The sequence below is a fragment of the Gordonia asplenii genome (genome assembly GCF_012933505.1).
In the GTDB taxonomy this organism is placed as follows: Bacteria; Actinomycetota; Actinomycetes; order Mycobacteriales; family Mycobacteriaceae; genus Gordonia; species Gordonia asplenii.
Map to the genome: position 1 here is coordinate 1 of NZ_JABBNB010000031.1, position 17085 is coordinate 17085.

At 66.6% G+C, this 17085-nt stretch carries 18 protein-coding genes and 1 riboswitch; of the genes, 13 read left to right on the forward strand and 5 right to left on the reverse strand.

The window, feature by feature from the left end; genetic code table 11:
• Nucleotides 1-367: 367 nt before the first annotated feature.
• The gene (locus HH308_RS23150; protein ID WP_170196625.1) at nucleotides 368-1075 is read right to left on the reverse strand and encodes an ArsR/SmtB family transcription factor; all 708 of its coding nucleotides are present in this window, start codon (nucleotides 1073-1075) and stop codon (nucleotides 368-370) included.
• 88 nt (nucleotides 1076-1163) lie between these two features.
• On the opposite strand from HH308_RS23150, the gene HH308_RS23155 reads away from it, so the two are divergent.
• On the forward strand, nucleotides 1164-1598 hold the full coding sequence (locus HH308_RS23155) for a nuclear transport factor 2 family protein (RefSeq protein ID WP_170196626.1): 435 nt from the start codon (nucleotides 1164-1166) through the stop codon (nucleotides 1596-1598).
• A gap of 349 nt (nucleotides 1599-1947) precedes the next feature.
• Here HH308_RS23155 and HH308_RS23160 read toward each other — a convergent pair whose 3' ends face one another.
• Complete coding sequence (locus tag HH308_RS23160) at nucleotides 1948-2448, reverse strand: 2-isopropylmalate synthase (protein WP_312870821.1); 501 nt, start codon at nucleotides 2446-2448, stop codon at nucleotides 1948-1950.
• Between the two features lie 182 nt (nucleotides 2449-2630).
• A complete protein-coding gene (locus HH308_RS23165) occupies nucleotides 2631-3536 on the reverse strand; it encodes an NADP-dependent oxidoreductase (RefSeq protein WP_170196627.1) in 906 nt (301 codons plus the stop codon).
• A gap of 116 nt (nucleotides 3537-3652) precedes the next feature.
• On the opposite strand from HH308_RS23165, the gene HH308_RS23170 reads away from it, so the two are divergent.
• Nucleotides 3653-4060: a winged helix-turn-helix transcriptional regulator gene (locus tag HH308_RS23170; protein ID WP_170196628.1), complete on the forward strand. Its 408-nt coding sequence runs from the start codon at nucleotides 3653-3655 to the stop codon at nucleotides 4058-4060.
• On the opposite strand, the gene thiE is transcribed toward HH308_RS23170, so the two are convergent.
• On the reverse strand, nucleotides 4052-4702 hold the full coding sequence (gene thiE, locus HH308_RS23175; RefSeq protein WP_211188770.1) for a thiamine phosphate synthase: 651 nt from the start codon (nucleotides 4700-4702) through the stop codon (nucleotides 4052-4054). The two genes, HH308_RS23170 and thiE, sit on opposite strands and share 9 nt — an antisense overlap.
• Nucleotides 4703-4801: 99 nt before the next feature.
• Nucleotides 4802-4921, forward strand: a riboswitch (TPP riboswitch).
• Between thiE and thiO the strand changes: the two genes are divergently transcribed.
• The 3 genes from thiO (at nucleotide 4914) to HH308_RS23190 (ending at nucleotide 6926) form a co-directional block, all read left to right on the forward strand.
• Nucleotides 4914-5933, forward strand: a complete 1020-nt coding sequence (gene thiO, locus HH308_RS23180; protein WP_246284790.1) for a glycine oxidase ThiO — start codon at nucleotides 4914-4916, stop codon at nucleotides 5931-5933. (Overlaps the previous riboswitch by 8 nt.)
• Nucleotides 5934-5947: 14 nt before the next feature.
• Nucleotides 5948-6145 carry a sulfur carrier protein ThiS gene (thiS, locus tag HH308_RS23185; RefSeq protein ID WP_170196631.1) on the forward strand — a complete coding sequence of 66 codons (198 nt, stop codon included), beginning with the start codon at nucleotides 5948-5950 and terminating at the stop codon, nucleotides 6143-6145.
• A 13-nt stretch (nucleotides 6146-6158) separates the two neighbouring features.
• Nucleotides 6159-6926: a thiazole synthase gene (locus tag HH308_RS23190; protein WP_312870822.1), complete on the forward strand. Its 768-nt coding sequence runs from the start codon at nucleotides 6159-6161 to the stop codon at nucleotides 6924-6926.
• Here HH308_RS23190 and HH308_RS23195 read toward each other — a convergent pair whose 3' ends face one another.
• Nucleotides 6927-7412, reverse strand: coding sequence for a MarR family winged helix-turn-helix transcriptional regulator (locus HH308_RS23195; RefSeq protein WP_170196632.1), 486 nt, complete (start codon nucleotides 7410-7412; stop codon nucleotides 6927-6929).
• A 78-nt stretch (nucleotides 7413-7490) separates the two neighbouring features.
• Here HH308_RS23195 and HH308_RS23200 point away from each other — a divergent pair, with 78 nt between their 5' ends.
• The 8 genes from HH308_RS23200 (at nucleotide 7491) to HH308_RS23235 (ending at nucleotide 17080) form a co-directional block, all read left to right on the forward strand.
• On the forward strand, nucleotides 7491-7814 hold the full coding sequence (locus HH308_RS23200; RefSeq protein WP_211188768.1) for a cupin domain-containing protein: 324 nt from the start codon (nucleotides 7491-7493) through the stop codon (nucleotides 7812-7814).
• Between the two features lie 19 nt (nucleotides 7815-7833).
• Nucleotides 7834-8751 carry an ABC transporter ATP-binding protein gene (locus tag HH308_RS23205; protein ID WP_170196633.1) on the forward strand — a complete coding sequence of 306 codons (918 nt, stop codon included), beginning with the start codon at nucleotides 7834-7836 and terminating at the stop codon, nucleotides 8749-8751.
• Between the two features lie 441 nt (nucleotides 8752-9192).
• Nucleotides 9193-9291, forward strand: a complete 99-nt coding sequence (gene kdpF / locus HH308_RS23210) for a K(+)-transporting ATPase subunit F (protein WP_170196634.1) — start codon at nucleotides 9193-9195, stop codon at nucleotides 9289-9291.
• On the forward strand, nucleotides 9291-10976 hold the full coding sequence (kdpA, locus tag HH308_RS23215; protein WP_170196635.1) for a potassium-transporting ATPase subunit KdpA: 1686 nt from the start codon (nucleotides 9291-9293) through the stop codon (nucleotides 10974-10976). Before kdpF ends, kdpA begins: the two co-directional genes overlap by 1 nt.
• 35 nt (nucleotides 10977-11011) lie before the next feature.
• Entirely contained in the window at nucleotides 11012-13090 is a 2079-nt protein-coding gene (gene kdpB / locus HH308_RS23220) for a potassium-transporting ATPase subunit KdpB (RefSeq protein WP_281363008.1), read from the forward strand.
• A gap of 10 nt (nucleotides 13091-13100) precedes the next feature.
• Nucleotides 13101-13745 (forward strand): potassium-transporting ATPase subunit C, encoded by a 645-nt coding sequence (locus HH308_RS23225; RefSeq protein WP_170196637.1) that lies wholly within the window; start codon nucleotides 13101-13103, stop codon nucleotides 13743-13745.
• Between the two features lie 94 nt (nucleotides 13746-13839).
• Nucleotides 13840-16398 (forward strand): sensor histidine kinase, encoded by a 2559-nt coding sequence (locus HH308_RS23230; RefSeq protein WP_170196638.1) that lies wholly within the window; start codon nucleotides 13840-13842, stop codon nucleotides 16396-16398.
• Nucleotides 16385-17080 carry a response regulator gene (locus HH308_RS23235; RefSeq protein ID WP_170196639.1) on the forward strand — a complete coding sequence of 232 codons (696 nt, stop codon included), beginning with the start codon at nucleotides 16385-16387 and terminating at the stop codon, nucleotides 17078-17080. Before HH308_RS23230 ends, HH308_RS23235 begins: the two co-directional genes overlap by 14 nt.
• Nucleotides 17081-17085 lie beyond the last annotated feature (5 nt).

A 17085-nucleotide genomic window follows, 5' to 3' on the forward strand; every position in this document is an offset into this window, starting at 1 on the left:
CACAGCCACCACATGCCGGTAGCGCCCCCCACGGGCGAGCCGCCAACCACACACGCCCGCCCCAATATCCGACACCCGACAACCCGAATCACGTTGTGCTACAACATGATTCGGAACCACCCTCTAGGGTGTCTCCTCTATCGTTGAGCCAGGTCAACCGATGTTGCGAACCCGACGAACAGTCTCGACAGGGACGCACCGTTCCATCCGACCTCGCGGCGCTCGCCTGGCGCATCCGTGGAGCAAGTGCGCGGACGCCAGCATCAGTGGGTTCTGGATTTTTCCCGTGGTAAGTGTGGGGATCGCGCCGTAGTGCGTGGCTGCTGGTGACGTCGAGGTGGCGGCTCACCTCGTCGGATCGCAACACTCAGCGGTCGGCAAGCCAGTTCGTGAGCTTTTGGTCGTAGTCCTGAGCGACACGTAGGCCCCGACGCGAGCGGTAGGTGAGCCAGCCGTCGTCGAGGAACGTGCGCGTGATCGCGGCCGGTAGCGCACCGGTGAGGTGGGGCCGTCGCTCGGTCCAGTCCAGACACGAGCGGGCAAAGATCCGTCGCCCGATATGCAGCCGGTCGGTGTCGATCCCCAATTCGCCCATCAGCGCCTCGCCTCGATCGGTGAGCACATGGTCGTAGTCGTCGTCGGTTCGCAGTGCTCCCGCAGCTAGAAGCCGATCACGTAGTTCCACCCCGCGGCGACCGGCCAGATGGTCGTAGCAGGTGCGAGCCTCGGCCAAGGCCTGCTGGCTGGTGTCCTGGCTCAGGGAACGGACTTGGGCTGCAGGGGCGATCCGAGCCATTGCCTCCAGCACAGCAGCCACGTCAGGGCCAGCCAACCGGTGGTAGCGGTGACGTCCCTGGGTCTGTACTCGGACTAGGCCTCCCTCTATCAAGCGGTGCAGGTGAGTTGTAGCGGTGGCCGGCTTGATTCCGGCGCAACGGGCCAGGTCAGTCGCGGGCAGGGCTCGGCCGTCGGCCAGAGCGACGAGGATAGCCACTCTGGCGGGATGCCCGAGGAGCGATCCGATCGGCGCCAGGTCGCGGTCTTTGCCGATCTCATCGGAGCTCTTGGTGTCCATGCGTCCACAGTCCCACATCCACACTTCACGTCGGGCCGAAGTATTTGCGCTCTACGTTTGCGTTAACGGCTACTGAAAGGAATTGACTATGAACCAGCCGATCCAACCCGAGACCGTTGACCCCGCTATCGAGCACGTCTATGAGGCGTGGGATGACGCCCTCGGAGCGAAGAACCTCGACGCTTCCATGGCTCTCTATCACCCTGATGTCATCTTGGAGAGCCCTCTGGTGGCGCATCTTCTTGACAGAGACGAAGGAGTGGTCCGTGGCCGCGATGCCCTGCGGGAGTTCGTGGGCGGTCACGTGTTCCCCCACCAGCCTGCCCAGCGTCGCCGTTTCCGAAGCGAGTTGCTCAGCGACGGCCGTCGCGTCACCTGGGAGTATCCGCGGGAGAGCCCCGCCGGAGATCAAATGGACATCGTCGAGGTCATGGAGATCCAAGACGGTCTCATCTCCCGCCACCGCGTTTACTGGGGATGGTACGGCTTCGGCATGCTCCATCGAGGCGAGCACGGCCGCTGAGCGAATAGACCCGCTCGGTCGCAAGAGCAGATACCTCTTCTACGGCGCTCGACGGCTCGGGTGCAGACGACAGCGTAAAGTGCCGCGCGGTCAGTCCGCCGAGCGGCTGCAATTACAAACGTGGCCACGGGTCCAGGTCGAGAACCCCCTGGCTAACGGCTGGCGACCCGATCAGTTTGCCCGCCAAGGGCGTGGTGCTCGGCCGGAACGGTGTTGTCTTCGGGCCAGCGATCAGCAGTTCGAACTACTCGTCACGAATGGAGTAACTCTATGCGCTTCAACAAATTCGACGGGACGGCTCCTCGTGGTGATGGATCGTGTGCACGAATTCCCGCTAAAGATACAAAACTCAGCGGACGCCGGGGAGCAGTCGGTTGGCTCCGGCGATGAGCGCGTTGATGCTCGCCTCGTCGGAGCTGGTGCCGAATCCCGCTGCCCAGCACTGCCGATCGTCGTTCTCGCACAACAGGAAGGTGATCACCTGATCACCGCTGGTGCGCTGGTGCAGACTGACGATCTGGATCGGCGCGCCGATCTCGTACAGCATCGACGTCATCGCGCCGATCGGGCCAGATGCCTTGGCGTGCAACGACATTGTTCGATTGTTGATGGAAATCGTTGCGCGGCAATCGAGTTGATCGCGTGCTGCGGGCTGTGCCGCCCACGAGCCCAGTCGGATGGCGCCCTCGGGGGCGTAGGTGGTGGTGAATCCGTTCCAGTCCATATTCGCTGCCTCTTGCGCAATACCGCGCGGCAGCGGGTAGCCGAAACGTTCGGCGAGCGCTGCCGGTGCGGAACCGGATTGTGGCTGACGTGAACAGTCTGTCGGAGCAAAGTGAAGAGTACGCATCTCGTGTGATCATTTCGGTCGAAGAATGAATGACCGACAGGAGACGCAACGACCCCGCAGCGGGGGGTCGGTCTGATCAGACCCCGCTGCGGCGCGTTACGAGAAGTCGCTTGCTCATAGTGCTAGACAGGCTAGCCCCGACACTGCCGAAGGTCAACCGAGTCCGTCATCTCATCGCTTGTTCACGGTGTGAGCACGACCCGCCCGCGAAGTCCACCCTTGGCGACAAGGCGGTGTCCCTCGGCTGCCTCGGACAACGGCAACGTCGTCGCGACACGCGTGGTCAGCTCGCCTGCCGCCGACTGATCCAGGATCGCCTGCAGCCGCGCGCCGTCGGGTCTGACAGCTACCGAATCGATGCGCACGTCCTCGCGCGGTGCGGGCGGGAATGCCGGCGTCACGCCGACGTAATGCCCGCCCGACGCCACCGCGTCGAGCGCGGCGTCGACGATGCTCGCGGTGTCGAAGACCGCGTCGAATTGGGTTGCGGCGGAAATGGATTTGATGAAGGCCGCGCCGAATCCCTCGATCAGCGCGGCGTCGGTGGGTCGGGCTAGACCGGTTACCCGCCAGCCGGCGCGTAGCGCGAGTTGTGTCGCGTACCCACCGACCGCACCGGCGGCGCCGGTGATCAACAACGACCGGCCGTCGGCCGGGTCGAAGACATCCAGGGCTTGCGCCGCCGTAAGACTGTTCAGTGGGATCGACGCGGCGTCGACGTCGACGAGGCCGTCGGGGATCACTGCGACAGCATCGGCCGGAACGACGACGTAGTCGGCGTACGCGCCCAGCGGTCGGTCGACGCCCGCGGCGAGAGCGGCGACTCTGGTGCCGACTGCCGGTGCCTCGACACCGAGGCCGAGTTCGGCGACGGTTCCCGCGGCGTCCCAACCCAGTCCGATGGGTCCGGTCGACGTGACGAGTCCGGCGTCGTGGAAGACCCCGGCGCGGGTGCCGAGATCGACCGGGTTGATGGTCGCCGCGGTCACGGCGATGAGTATTTCTCCTGGTCCCGTCGTCGGCCGAGCGACGTCGACGATGTCGATCCGCTCGGGTCCGCCGGTGGTCGTGACGACTGCTGCGCGCATGATCTGTGCTCCTCTTGCGGTGGGTGATGTACCTGGTCCACCCTGGACGAGTCAGTCTCTTTCTGTAAGTAGGCACCCAGAAGTAAGTAAGTTCCCGAAGGGAAAGGATCCCGGCGATGCCGACGATGACCGCGGCCCAGAAGCGAGCCGCAGCGAAGATGTCCTATGACGTGTTCATGGCTGAATGCAAGAGCCGCCAGCTGCTGGATCGGATCGCCGACAAGTGGGTAGCCCTGGTGCTCTGCGCTCTCGATGAAGCCGATGAGCCGCAACGCTTTTCGGCACTGTCGCGGCGGATCGCCGGGGTGAGTCAGAAGATGCTCACCCAGACGCTGCGCAATTTGGAACGTGACGGCCTGGTCACCCGCACCGTCACGCCGACGGTGCCGGTGACCGTGCACTACGCGCTCACGCCGCTCGGGGCGTCATTGCGAACGCTCTGCGGTGCCTTGAAGGACTGGGCCGAGCAGCACATGGACGAGATCCTCGACGCCCGGGACGTCTACGACGAGCGGTCAGCGTGAGGTGACGGTCGAACGCAGCGCGCCTGCGGCAGCGGCAGGATCGTCGGCGTGAGTGATGGCCCGTACCACCACGATTCGCTGTGCGCCGGCGTCGAGCACCTCCGTCATCCGTTGCTCATCGATGCCGCCGATGGCGAACCACGGGCGCGACGTTTTCAGTGCCGCCGCGGTGCGGACGAGGTCCAGGCCGGGGGCGGTGCGATTGGGTTTGGTCGGCGTCGGCCAGCACGGCCCGACGCAGAAGTAGTCGACGCCGGGGGCGGTCGCCGCCGCGCGTGCCTGGTCGTCGTCGTGGGTGGAGATGCCGATGATCATGTCGTCGCCGACGATGTCTCGGGCGATCGCGACCGGTAGATCTCCCTGTCCCAGATGCAGCACGTCGGCCTGGGCTGCGGCGGCGATGTCGGCACGGTCGTTGACGGCGAGAAGTGCACCGCCGGCGTGCGCGACGTCGCGCATCGCGGCGAGCAACTCCAATTCCTCGCCCGCTTCGAGTGCCCCGAATTCTCGCTCGCCGGGTGATCCTTTGTCCCGGAGTTGAACGATGTCGACGCCGCCCGCGATCGCCGCGGTGACGAAGTCGATGAGGTCGCCGCGTTCGCGCCGGGCGTCGGTGCACAGATACAGGCGGGCGGAGGCCAACCGCGTGTCGGCGGAGCGACGGGGAGTTTCGGTGGGGCGAGCGGAGCGACGGGTAGTTTCGGAGTCCACCGGGGCAACGGTAGGCTAGGCGGCGAGATCACGGGAGTCCGAGGGTGCCGAGACAGGCACGGGTCGGGCTGAGAGTGCGGGCCTACGCCCCGCTGACCGTTACAACCTGATCCGGGTCATGCCGGCGAAGGGAGGAATCACATTGCATCTCGCTGTCATCGGTGGCGGTGTCATCGGACTGACGTGTGCGTTACGGGCGGCCGACGCCGGGTGGCGGGTCACCGTGTTCGACGCCGGGTCGTCGCGGCGCGCCTCCGACGTCGCGGCCGGCATGCTCGGTTCGCTCGGCGAAGGCCATCCCGGCGAGGAGCGGCTGCTGGAGTTGTCGTCCGCGTCGGTGCGGGCGTGGCCCGCGCTGATCGATCGGCTCGGTGATCCCGACGTCGTCGTTGCGCGCGACTCGCTGTTTGTCGCCGTCACCGCGGCCGACGCCAAGTATTTGCAGCAGTTGGCACGGTTCGTCTGGTCGGCCGACGAGGCGGTGGCGGCGTCGTTGACCGAGGTCAGTGCGGCACAGATCCGGTCGGCGGAGTCGATGCTCAGCGGTCGGCTACAAGGGGGATTTCTTGCTCGTGGCGAGATGGCTGTCGACAATCGGCGGCTGATCGGCGCCTTGCGCGCGGCGTCGGACGCCGCCGGTGTGGTGATCGTCGGGGCTGAAGTGCGTGACCTGGCACAGGTGGACGCCGATCAGATTCTGTTGTCGGCCGGGCTGGATTCGTCGGCGTTGTGGCCGGGGCTGCCGATGTACGGCGCCAAGGGGGAGATTCTTCGGTTGCGTAGGACACGATGGTCGGTGGCCGCGCCGTCGCACGTGATTCGCGGCCGGATCGACAATCGCAACGTGTATCTGGTGCCGCGCGTCGACGGCGTCGTCGTCGGGGCCACGCAGTATGAGGCGCTCGAACCGGACGATCGGATTCCACAGGTTGCCGGCGTGCTGGATCTGCTGGCCGATGCCTGCGAGATCATGCCCGGACTGCGCACCTACGAGCTATCCGAAGTCGGGGCTGGACTGCGGCCGGCGACGGCCGACGGGTTACCGATCATCGAGCGCGTCGACGATCGGGTAGTGGTCGCAACGGGACACGGGCGCAACGGAATTCTATTGGCGGCGTATACCGCGGAGCGCGTCGTCGAGTTGTTGAAGTCAGGACAGTGAAGAGGAGTTCGGAAATGACGATCACCGTGAATGGAGAAGACACCGACGTCGCCGCTGACGTGACGGTGTCGTTGCTGCTGTCGCAGCTGGACCTGCCCGATACCGGTATCGCCGTCGCCGTCGACGGATTCGTTGTGCCGCAGGGAGAATGGGGTCGGCAGATCCCGATCGGCGCACAAGTGCAGATCGTGACGGCGGTGCAGGGTGGCTGACGCGGGGCGTGGCGTGCCTGTGCGGTGCGGTGATCCGTTCCGCGTTGCGGGTCGCCAATACTCCTCGCGGCTGATCACCGGTACCGGCGGCGCGGTGAATCTTGCTGTGCTGGAGCGGGCTTTGGTGGCGTCGGGTACCGAGTTGACGACTGTCGCGATGCGCAGGATCTCACCGTCGACCGGTACCGGGCTGCTAGATCTGTTGCGGCGCTTGAAGATTGATGTGCTCCCCAATACCGCGGGATGTCACACGATGGCCGAAGCGGTACTGACGGCTCAGCTTGGACGTGAAGCGGTCGGGACCGATCTCGTCAAACTCGAAGTGATCGCCGACGACACCACGTTACTGCCCGACCCCATCGAATTGCTCGACGCTGCACGGGTTCTCGTAGCCGATGGATTCTCGGTGCTGGCGTATACCAACGACGACCCGGTGCTCGCCTCGCGTCTGGAAGACGCCGGTGTGGCCGCCGTGATGCCACTCGGATCGCCGATCGGCACCGGTTTGGGAATCCGCAACCCGCACAACATCGAGATGATCGTGTCGCGGGCCGGCGTGCCGGTGGTCCTCGACGCTGGGATCGGCACCGCCAGCGATGCCGCACTCGCCATGGAGTTGGGTTGTGACGCAGTGCTTCTCGCGACTGCGGTGACGCGGGCCGATGATCCCGAGTTGATGGCCGAGGCGATGCGTCACGCGGTGCTCGGCGGCCGTGCGGCGCGACGGGCCGGTCGGATTCCGAAGCGATTCTGGGCGCAGGCCTCGTCGCCCGCGCGGTGATCATCCAGACCAGGCACCCAGATCCAATGGCACGCTCTCCCCGCGCTGGACGGCTCGCAGCGTGGCGATCATCCCGGTGATCGCGACCTCGCCTGCCTGTGCGCGCCACGCGTCCAGCGCATCGTCGAATGCCCGCGCCGATGCGACGAGAAGAGCGCGGCCGCGTTCGGTCGGAGTGATCAGTTTTCGCCGCGAGTCGGCGGCGTCGACGGCGCGGGCGACGTAGCCGCCCTCCTCCAGTCGAGTGATCGTCTTGGCGACAGCCTGTTTTGTGACGCCGAGACGTTCGGCGAGCTCTACCGCGGTCGCGCCGCCGCCCAGTGCCTGCAGCGTGAACCCGTGAACGGGCCGTGCGTCGGGGAATCCGTCCTTGCTCAACTGGGCGTGGACGTCGTCGACGAGGGAGCGGAAGGCGCCCATGAGGAGGAACGCCAAGTCGCCGCCTGACTCTTGATAGACAACCGAGTTGTCGGTATGGTCAACCATGTTGTCGATTATAGGAGGAAGATGATGTCCATCGTCGAAGCGGCGGAAACTCGAACGGTGACCACCCCGAACGGAACAATGACCACATACGCGTCTCCGACGCTCGGCGGGGCGTCGGCCAGCCTGTGGCGCGTCGAGATGAATCCACACGCCCAGGGCCCTGACCATGCGTTCGTCGGCGAAGTTCTGTGGACGTTGACCGCGGGCAGCGCGACCCTCGCTCTCGACGGCGTCACGCACGAACTGGCGGCGGGCGACACGGCGGTGTTGCCTGCCGATCTGCTCCGGACCTGGACCGCCGGGCCCGACGGTTTCACCGCAATGGTCACCACGGCATCGCCGGGTGGCGTCTGGCGCGCGGATGATCGGGACACGGTCGAGGTACCGCCCTGGGTGAGCTGACGCCGCTAGGGTGTGACTCATGATCACCGTCGAGAACCTGACCAAGGTGTACGGCTCAACGGTTGCCGTGGACCACGTCTCTTTCGCAGTCCGGCCCGGCGTCGTGACCGGCTTTCTCGGACCGAACGGCGCGGGGAAAACGACCACCATGCGGATGATGCTGGGCCTGGACCGGCCGAGCGACGGATCGGTGAGCTTCGACGGCCGGTCCTACGCGCAACTCGGCGCCCCGCTACGGCACGTTGGAGCGCTGCTCGACGCAAAGTGGGTGCACCCCAACCGAAGTGCCCGCTCGCACCTGCGGTGGCTCGCGGCGTCGAACGGCATCGCCCGACGCCGCGTCGACGACGTCCTCGGCATGGTCGGACTCACCGAAGTCGCCGGGAAGCGCGCGGGCGGTTTCTCGCTCGGCATGTCGCAGCGGCTCGGCCTCGCCGCCGCGATGATCGGTGACCCGGCGGTCCTGCTGTTCGACGAACCGGTCAACGGGCTCGACCCCGAAGGCATCGTCTGGATCCGCAACTTCATGAAACAGCTTGCCGCACAGGGACGAACGGTGCTCGTGTCGTCGCACCTGCTCACCGAGATGTCGCTGACCGCCGACCACGTCGTCGTCATCGGCCGCGGTCGCATCATCGCCGACTGCTCCATCGGCGAGTTCACCAGCTCGGCCCGCCAGACCGTGCGGGTCCGCAGCCCGCAGCTGCAGCAACTCGGAGATCTGTTGGTGCACAACGGTATCGGAGTCCGCGCCGACGACCGCGTCGACGGCCCACCGGCCATCGTCGTCGACGGTGCCACCACCGAGCAGGTCGGCGACCTCGCGGCCCGCAACGCAATCACCCTGCACGAATTGTCGAGTCAGACGGCATCGCTGGAAGAAGTCTTCATGACGATGACCGCCGACTCCGTGGAGTACCGCGCGCCGCACGGGTGACGACGTCGCGGCCGGATTGCGGCGGTAGGGCCGTGGGCTGATTGCATTCGGTCCCGTAGGCGTCGTCGGGGGAGTATCCACCTCGCCGTGCCTGACGTGGCCGATTGCAATCTGCTGGTCGTCTGGTGAGGCTGATTGCATTCGGTCCCGTGGGTGCCGTCGGGGGAGTATCCACCTCGCCGCGTCTGACGTGGCCGATTGCAATCTGCCCCGTAAAGATTTCGTAGAGACGCCAGGTCAGCGCGTACCGAACACATTAAGACCGGCGAAAACGGGCTCGGCCGGCCGCACAGTGGGAGTCGCGACCGTGCGACGTGCACGGCCGGAACTCATTGAGTGGGAGTGAGCCGCGATGGCAGACTTTGCGTACTTGTGCGCGATAGCCGTTGGAATTCTGTTGTGCCTGTCGGTTATTCGTGCGATCGCCCGACGAGGCCAGTCATGACGGCCGAAGGCATCTCCAGCATCGTGTTGCTGGTCGTCGCGCTCGGCGTCGCCGTCTATCTCCTCATCGCGCTGATCTTCCCGGAGCGGTTCTGATGTCGCCCGCGTTGGCGGCGACGCTGCAGATCGCTCTGGTCGTCTTCCTCCTCGCCGCGGCCTATGTGCCGCTCGGCGACTACATGGCCCGCGCCTACACCGGCGATCGACACCTCGCGCCGGAGCGCTGGATCTATCGGCTCGCGCGCATCAGCCCCGACCGTGAGCAGACCTGGGTCGGCTATACGGTCGCGGTCATCGCCTTCAGTGGCGTGAGCATCGTCGTCCTCTACGTCCTGCAGCGAGTCCAGCAGTGGCTGCCGATGTCGGGCGGACACACCGCCGTCAAACCGGCGATGGCCTTCAACACGGCCGTGTCGTTCGTGACGAACACCAACTGGCAGTCGTACTCGCCCGAGCAGGTGATGGGCAACCTCGTCCAGATGGTGGGCCTCGCCGTCCAGAACTTCGTCTCCGCCGCCGTCGGATTGGCCGTCGCCATCGCGTTGATCCGCGGAATCATCAGCCGCGGCGACGCCGGGCTCGGCAACTTCTGGGTCGACCTCGTCCGCGGCTGCCTGCGCATCCTGCTGCCGCTCGCCGTGATCGTCGCGGTTATCCTGCTCACCCAGGGCGCTGTGCAATCTTTTCATTCCGGCTTCGGCTTCACCGGCTTCGACGGTGTCGATCACCGCAGCATCGTCGGCCCGTTCGCGTCGCAGGAGTCGATCAAAGTGTTGGGGACCAACGGCGGTGGAACTCTCGCCGCCAACTCGGCGCATCCGTTCTCCAACCCGACGCCGTTGAGCAACATAGTCCAGATCTTGTCGATCCTGCTGATTCCGGTGGCGTTGACGCGGACTTACGGCACGCTGGTGCGCGATCAGCGCCAGGGCCTCACCCTGCTCGCGGTGATGACGGTGCTCTTCGGAATCGTGCTCAGCGTGGCGTGGACCGCGGAGTCGAAGGCCACCGGGCTGGCGGGCTCGGCGGCGGGCGCGATGATGGAGGGCAAGGAACAGCGATTCGGCATCCCGGCCTCGATGCTGTTCGCGGTGGCGAGCACCGGAACATCCACGGGCGCAGTCAATTCCGCCCACGACAGCTTCTCGCCGGCAGCCGGTGGGGCGGTGCTCTGGAACATGCTGCTCGGTGAAGTCGCACCCGGCGGCGTCGGAACGGGGCTCTACGGACTGCTGGTACTGGCCATCATCGCCGTGTTCGTCGGTGGGCTGCTCGTCGGCCGCACGCCGCTGTTCGCGGGCAAACACATCGGACAGCGCGAGATCACGATGGCGGTCCTGTCGATCCTGGTGATGCCCACGTTGGTGCTCACAGGAACGGCCGTCACCCTGATTCTGCCGTCCACCAGTGGATTTCAGGCCAATAGTGGCGCGGCCGGATCCCCCGGCGCCATTCACGGCTTCGGCGAAGTCCTCTACGCCTACGCCTCGGCCGCCAACAACAACGGCAGCGCGTTCGGCGGCCTGACCGTCACCAGCGACTGGTTCCAGACGTCGTTGGGGATCGCCATGCTGTTCGGCCGCCTGTTGCCGATCATCTTCACACTCGCCCTCGCCGGACTGCTCGCGGCACAGAAACCGCGAACCTCGACGTCGAGCGCCACCCTGCCCACGCACGGTGCGCTCTACGGCAGCCTGCTGACCGGCACCGTCGTACTGGTCGCCGGATTGACCTTCTTCCCCGCCATGGCGCTGGGGCCCATCGCGGAGGCACTGACATGACACTCGCTCACGCACGTCAGAATGACACTGACACAATGCAACTCGACGAAACCCCGACATCGGGTCGCCTCGTGTCGTCGGGCGCCTTCTCGCCGAAGCAGATGCTCACCGCGCTGCCACTCGCGCTGGCCAAGCTGACTCCGCGTGCACAAGCCCGCAACCCGGTGATGTTCGTCGTCTACCTCGGCTCGATTCTGACTCTCGTGCTCGCCTGTTGGCATCCGTCGGCGTTCGCTTTCATCACCACGCTGTGGCTGTGGTTCACCGTGCTGTTCGCCAACCTCGCCGAGGCGGTCGCGGAGGGACGTGGCCGTGCTCAAGCCGACAGTCTGCGAAAGGTCAAGCGCGACACCGTCGGCCGACGTCTCGGCGACGACGGCACGATCACCGAGGTACCCGGCGCGCAACTCGTCATCGGCGACCGGATCGTCGTCGAGGCCGGGGAGGTGATCGCGGGCGACGGCGACGTCGTCGAAGGCATCGCGACCGTCGACGAATCGGCGATCACCGGAGAATCGGCTCCCGTCATTCGTGAGTCCGGTGGCGACCGCTGTGCCGTCACCGGCGGCACGACGGTGCTGTCGGATCGGATCATCGTCCAAATCACCACTGCGCCAGGCGAATCGTTCGTCGACCGGATGATCGCGCTCGTCGAAGGCGCCGCGCGCAAGAAGACGCCCAACGAGATCGCCCTCGACATCCTGCTCGCCGGGCTGACCATCGTCTTCCTGTTGGCGGTCGTCGCCATCGGCCCGATGCAGGCCTACAGCGGCGCCGGCGCCGATCCGGTGAAACTCATTGCGCTGCTTGTCTGTTTGATCCCCACCACGATCGGGGCGCTGCTCAGTTCCATCGGCATCGCCGGCATGGATCGACTGGTCCAACGTAACGTGCTGGCCATGTCCGGTCGCGCGGTCGAGGCCGCGGGCGACGTCGACACCCTGCTGATGGACAAGACCGGCACCATCACCTTTGGCAATCGGCGCGCCACCGCGCTGTGGCCGGCGCCGGGCATCACCGACGACGACATGCGCAGCGCCGCACGCGAATCCAGTCTCGCCGACGACACCCCGGAAGGCCGCAGCATCGTCGAACTGTGTCAACTCGACGACGATGCCGACGTCGTGGACAGTTCCGCGAGCCGCGACGTCGTGGTGGTTCCGTTCACCGCGCAGACGCGGATGAGTGGACGAGACATCCCGTACGACAACGGAATTCGACGACTCCGCAAGGGTGCCGCCGACGCCGTGCTGACCTGGGTGCGCGACGCCGACGGTCGCGTACCCGGCGAGACGACCGCCAAAGTCGAGGAGATCGCCTCGGCCGGTGGCACGCCCCTGGTGGTGGCCGTGGCGCAGGGTGATGCCCGGCCCGAGGTCATCGGCGTCATCGAGCTCACCGACGTCGTGAAACCCGGTATGGCACAGCGGTTCGCCGAGCTGCGGGCGATGGGTATCCGCACGGTCATGGTCACCGGTGACAATCCGCTGACCGCGGCGTCGATAGCCGCGCAGGCCGGCGTCGACGATTTCGTGGCCGAAGCGACGCCGGAGGACAAACTCGCGCTCATTCGTGCCGAACAGTCCGGCGGGCGGCTGGTCGCCATGACCGGCGACGGAACCAACGACGCTCCGGCTCTGGCGCAGGCCGACGTCGGGCTGGCGATGAACACTGGCACGTCAGCGGCGAAGGAAGCCGGAAACATGGTGGATCTGGACTCGGATCCCTCGAAACTCATCGAGGTGGTGGCGATCGGCAAGCAATTGCTGATCACTCGCGGTGCCCTGACGACGTTCTCGCTTGCGAACGACCTCGCGAAGTACTTCGCGATCATCCCGGCGTTGTTCAGCGCGGTCTATCCGCAGTTGGACAGCCTCAACATCATGCGGCTGGGGTCGCCGGAGTCGGCGATCATCTCCGCGGTGATCTTCAACGCGCTCATCATCATCGCGCTGATTCCGTTGTCGCTGAAAGGAGTTCAGTACCGACCGAGCTCCGCCCAGCGGTTGCTCGGCCGCAATCTGGCCATCTACGGAGCGGGCGGCGTGATCGCACCGTTCATCGGTATCTGGCTGATCGATCTAGTGGTCCGGCTGCTGCCGGGCCTGGGATAGGAGTTCGACGATGACCACGGTACTCAAAGCCTTTGCGCGCCAGCTGATTGTGGGATTCGCGGTGCTCGTGGCACTCACCGTGGTGCTCGGCCTCGCCTACCCGGCGGGCGTGTGGGTGGTGTCGCGAATCGGTGCGACGTCGGCCGAAGGCGGTCAGCTCACCGACGCACACGGCTGCGACGTCGGCTCGGCGCTCATCGGCGTCGACCCGAAACCGGCTGCCGGACAACCCGATTGGTATCTGCACACTCGGGTCGCGGGAACGTCGGCCGACACCGCGGCCGACGCGATGGCGCCCGGTGACCCGGCGTCGTCGGGGCCGAGCAACCTCGGACCCAACAATCCCGATCTGAAGAAGCTGATCGACGTCCGCCGTACCTACATCGCGGCGCGCGACGGCGTGCCCGCACAGGAAGTCCCGGCCGACGCCGTCACCGGCTCCGGATCAGGTCTCGATCCCGACATCAGCGTCGCGTATGCACAACTGCAGATCGCCCGGATCAGCCGCAACTCCGGACTGCCGACGACGAAGGTACGTCAGATCATCGACGACAACACCGCCGGCCGACAATGGGGATTCCTCGGACAGGCCCGCGTCAACGTCGCCGACGTCAACCTCGCGCTCGGCCACACCGTGGGCGTGTGTCGATCCTGAGCGAACGCCCGGCCGGGGTACCGGGGAAGCGGGCCCGCCGTGCGGGCGGACCGCGGCACCCGCACCGGCCGGCCACGGGAAGTATCGTCGAATCATGACGCAGGGTGTGCCGAACGACGCCGGGCCGCGGCGGGGCACGCTGACGGTGTTCCTCGGCTGTGCACCCGGCGTCGGGAAGACCTACGAGATGCTGCAGCTGGCCCATGCGATGGCGGCTGACGGGCGAGACGTCGTGGCCGGCGTCGTGGAATCACACGGTCGTGCCGCGACGGCCGCGCTAGTGGAGGGGCTGGAGGTGATCGCGCCCACCGCTTACGCCTACCGCGACACCGTGCTGTGGGAGATGGATCTCGACGCCGTGCTCGCGCGAGCACCCGAGGTGGCCCTCGTCGACGAACTCGCCCACACCAACGCGATCGGCGCGGAGCACGAAAAGCGTTGGCAGGACGTCGAAACGCTGCGGGCCGCCGGAATCGACGTGATCACGACGGTCAACGTCCAGCACCTCGACTCGCTCAACGACGTCGTCGAGCAGATCACTGGAATCGTTCAGCGGGAGACCGTGCCCGACGCGGTGGTTCGCGCCGCCGATCAGATCGAGCTCGTCGACATCGCCCCAGAAGCGTTGCGGCAGCGGCTTTCCGCCGGCAAGGTGTATCCGCAGGCCAGGATCGACGGCGCGCTGTCGAACTACTTCCGCCGGGGAAATCTGACCGCGCTGCGCGAGTTGGCGCTGCTCTGGCTCGCCGACCGAGTCGACGAGTCCCTCGCCGCGTACCGTGCCGACCACGACATCACCGAGACCTGGGAGACCCGTGAGCGCGTCGTCGTCGCGGTCACCGGCGGACCGGAATCGGCGACGTTGCTCCGCCGCGCGAGCCGGGTGGCGTCGAGGTCGGCGGCGGAACTGATTGTCGTGCACGTGATCTCCGACGGCGGGCTGCTCGACCCGACGACCGCTGACCTCGCGGAGGTGTCGCGCATCGCGGCGGGTTTCGGCACGCAGGTGCACACCGTCGTCGGCGACGACGTGCCGGTGGCGCTTCTCGAATTCGCCCGGTCGGTCAATGCGACGCAATTGGTGCTCGGGACGTCGCGGCGGTCGCGGTGGCAACGACTGCTGTCCGAAGGTGCGGGCGCGGCGGTGGTTCGCAACTCGGGCAAGATCGACGTGCACATGGTCACGCACGACGAGTCCGCGCGGCGCCGCAATTACCTCGACATCCGGCAGTCCCGCTTTCGCCGGCCGCTGAGTTGGGCTGCCGCCGTCGTGGTCCCGCTTGCGGCGTCCGGCGGGATCAGCCTGGTCGACCGCTGGCTGAACGTCGGCAGCGAGTCGGCGGTGTTCTTCGCGGTGATCCTGGCGGTGTCGTTGCTGGGCGGGTGGGGGCCGGCGACACTGTCGGCGCTGATCTCGGCGCTCCTGCTCAATTGGCTGTTCACCGACCCGCGGTACACACTCACGATCGCCGAGCCGGCGAATGTCGTCACGATCGTCGTGATGTTCGCCGTCGCGATAGCCGTTGCGGTGCTTGTCGATTCGGCGAGCGGCCGCCGGATCGAAGCGCACCGCGCCGCTCGCGACGCGGAGGTGCTCGCCGCGTTCTCCGCGGGTGCGATGCGCGGCGACGGCATCGAGTCACTCCTGAGTCAAGTGTCCGAAGCCTATGGGCAGCAGGGGGTTTGCCTCCTGCGCGACGACGGCGGAACCGAAGTGGTGGTCGCCGGCGTCGGCGAGGCCCCGACGTCGCTCGCCGACGCCGACACCGTCTGCACGGTCGCCGACACTGATTTCAGCCTCTTGCTGCGCGGTCCGGCAGTCGGTGGCCGGGACCGGCGAGTGCTCGACGCCGTGGCAGCTCAGGCCGCCGCCCTGGTGACGCGACGGGAATTGGCGCGGCGGGCGGCGCAGACGCAGGCCGCGCAAGCGGCGGATCGGCTGCGCGGTGCGCTGCTGTCGGCGGTGAGCCACGACCTGCGCACGCCGCTGGCCGCGATCAAGGCCGCGGCGTCGACGCTGCGCGCGACAGATGTCACCTTCAGCCCGCAAGACACCGCGGAACTGCTTGCGGGCATTGAGGATTCGACCGATCATCTCACCACGATCGTCGGCAACCTGCTCGACTCGTCGCGCCTGGCGGCGGGCGCGGTGATCGCCCATCCACAACTCGTCACCGTCGAAGAGGTGCTCGAGCGGGTGATCGCGACCCTTCCCGCGTTGCCCGACGGGACGCCTGCGGCGAGCGTGATCGTCAACCGGACGACGGGAGTCACCGCATTCGCCGACATCGGATTGTTGGAGCGGGTGCTGGCCAACGTCGTCGACAACGCCGTCCGGCACAGCGGGGCGGGGGAGGACGCCGCGGCGATCGAGGTGTCGGCGCGGTATGTCTCCGGCAGTGGGCCGCGGTGCCGGATCCTGGTCGTCGACCATGGTGTCGGCGTCTCCGAATCCGAACGCGCGCAGATGTTCTCGGCGTTCACGCGGCTCGGCGATCGCAATGCGACCGCGGGCGTCGGGTTGGGTCTGTCGGTCGCGCAGGGCTTCGTCGAGGCGATGCACGGGACCATTCACGCGGCCCAGACCGCGGGCGGCGGACTGACGATGGTGATCGAGCTGCCGAGTGAGGAGGTCGGAGATGACGTCGCCTGACAAGACCCGGGTCCTCGTCGTCGACGACGAGCCGGCGTTGCTGCGCGCGCTGCGAATCAATCTGAGCGCCAGAGGATTCGACGTCGCCGTTGCGGCTACCGGTGCGGAGGCGCTGGTACTTGCGGCGCGCCATCGACCCGACGTCGTGGTCCTCGACCTCGGGCTGCCGGACATGGACGGCCGGACGGTGCTCGACGGCCTGCGCGGGTGGACGAACGTTCCGGTGATCGTCCTCTCGGCGCGTACCGATGCGATGGACAAGGTCGACGCGCTCGACGCCGGTGCCGATGATTACGTGACCAAACCCTTCGGCATGGAAGAGTTTCTGGCGAGGCTCCGCGCGGCCGTGCGTCGAGGATCGGTGGGGACCCGGGTCGACCGGCCCATCGTCGAGACCGCGACGTTCACCGTCGACCTCGGCGCGAAGCGAGTCACTCGTGACGGGGCCGATGTTCATCTCACGCCGACCGAGTGGGGAATTCTGGAACTGCTCGCCAACAACGTCGGGCAGTTGGTCACTCAGGCGGAACTGCTCAATACGGTGTGGGGACCCGCGTACGCCGGTCAGAATCATTATCTGAGAGTGTATTTGGCGGGTCTGCGGCGCAAGCTGGAGGACGATCCAGGCAAGCCCAGGCATCTGTTGACCGAGCAGGGGATGGGATACCGGTTGGTGGTGTGAGGGCC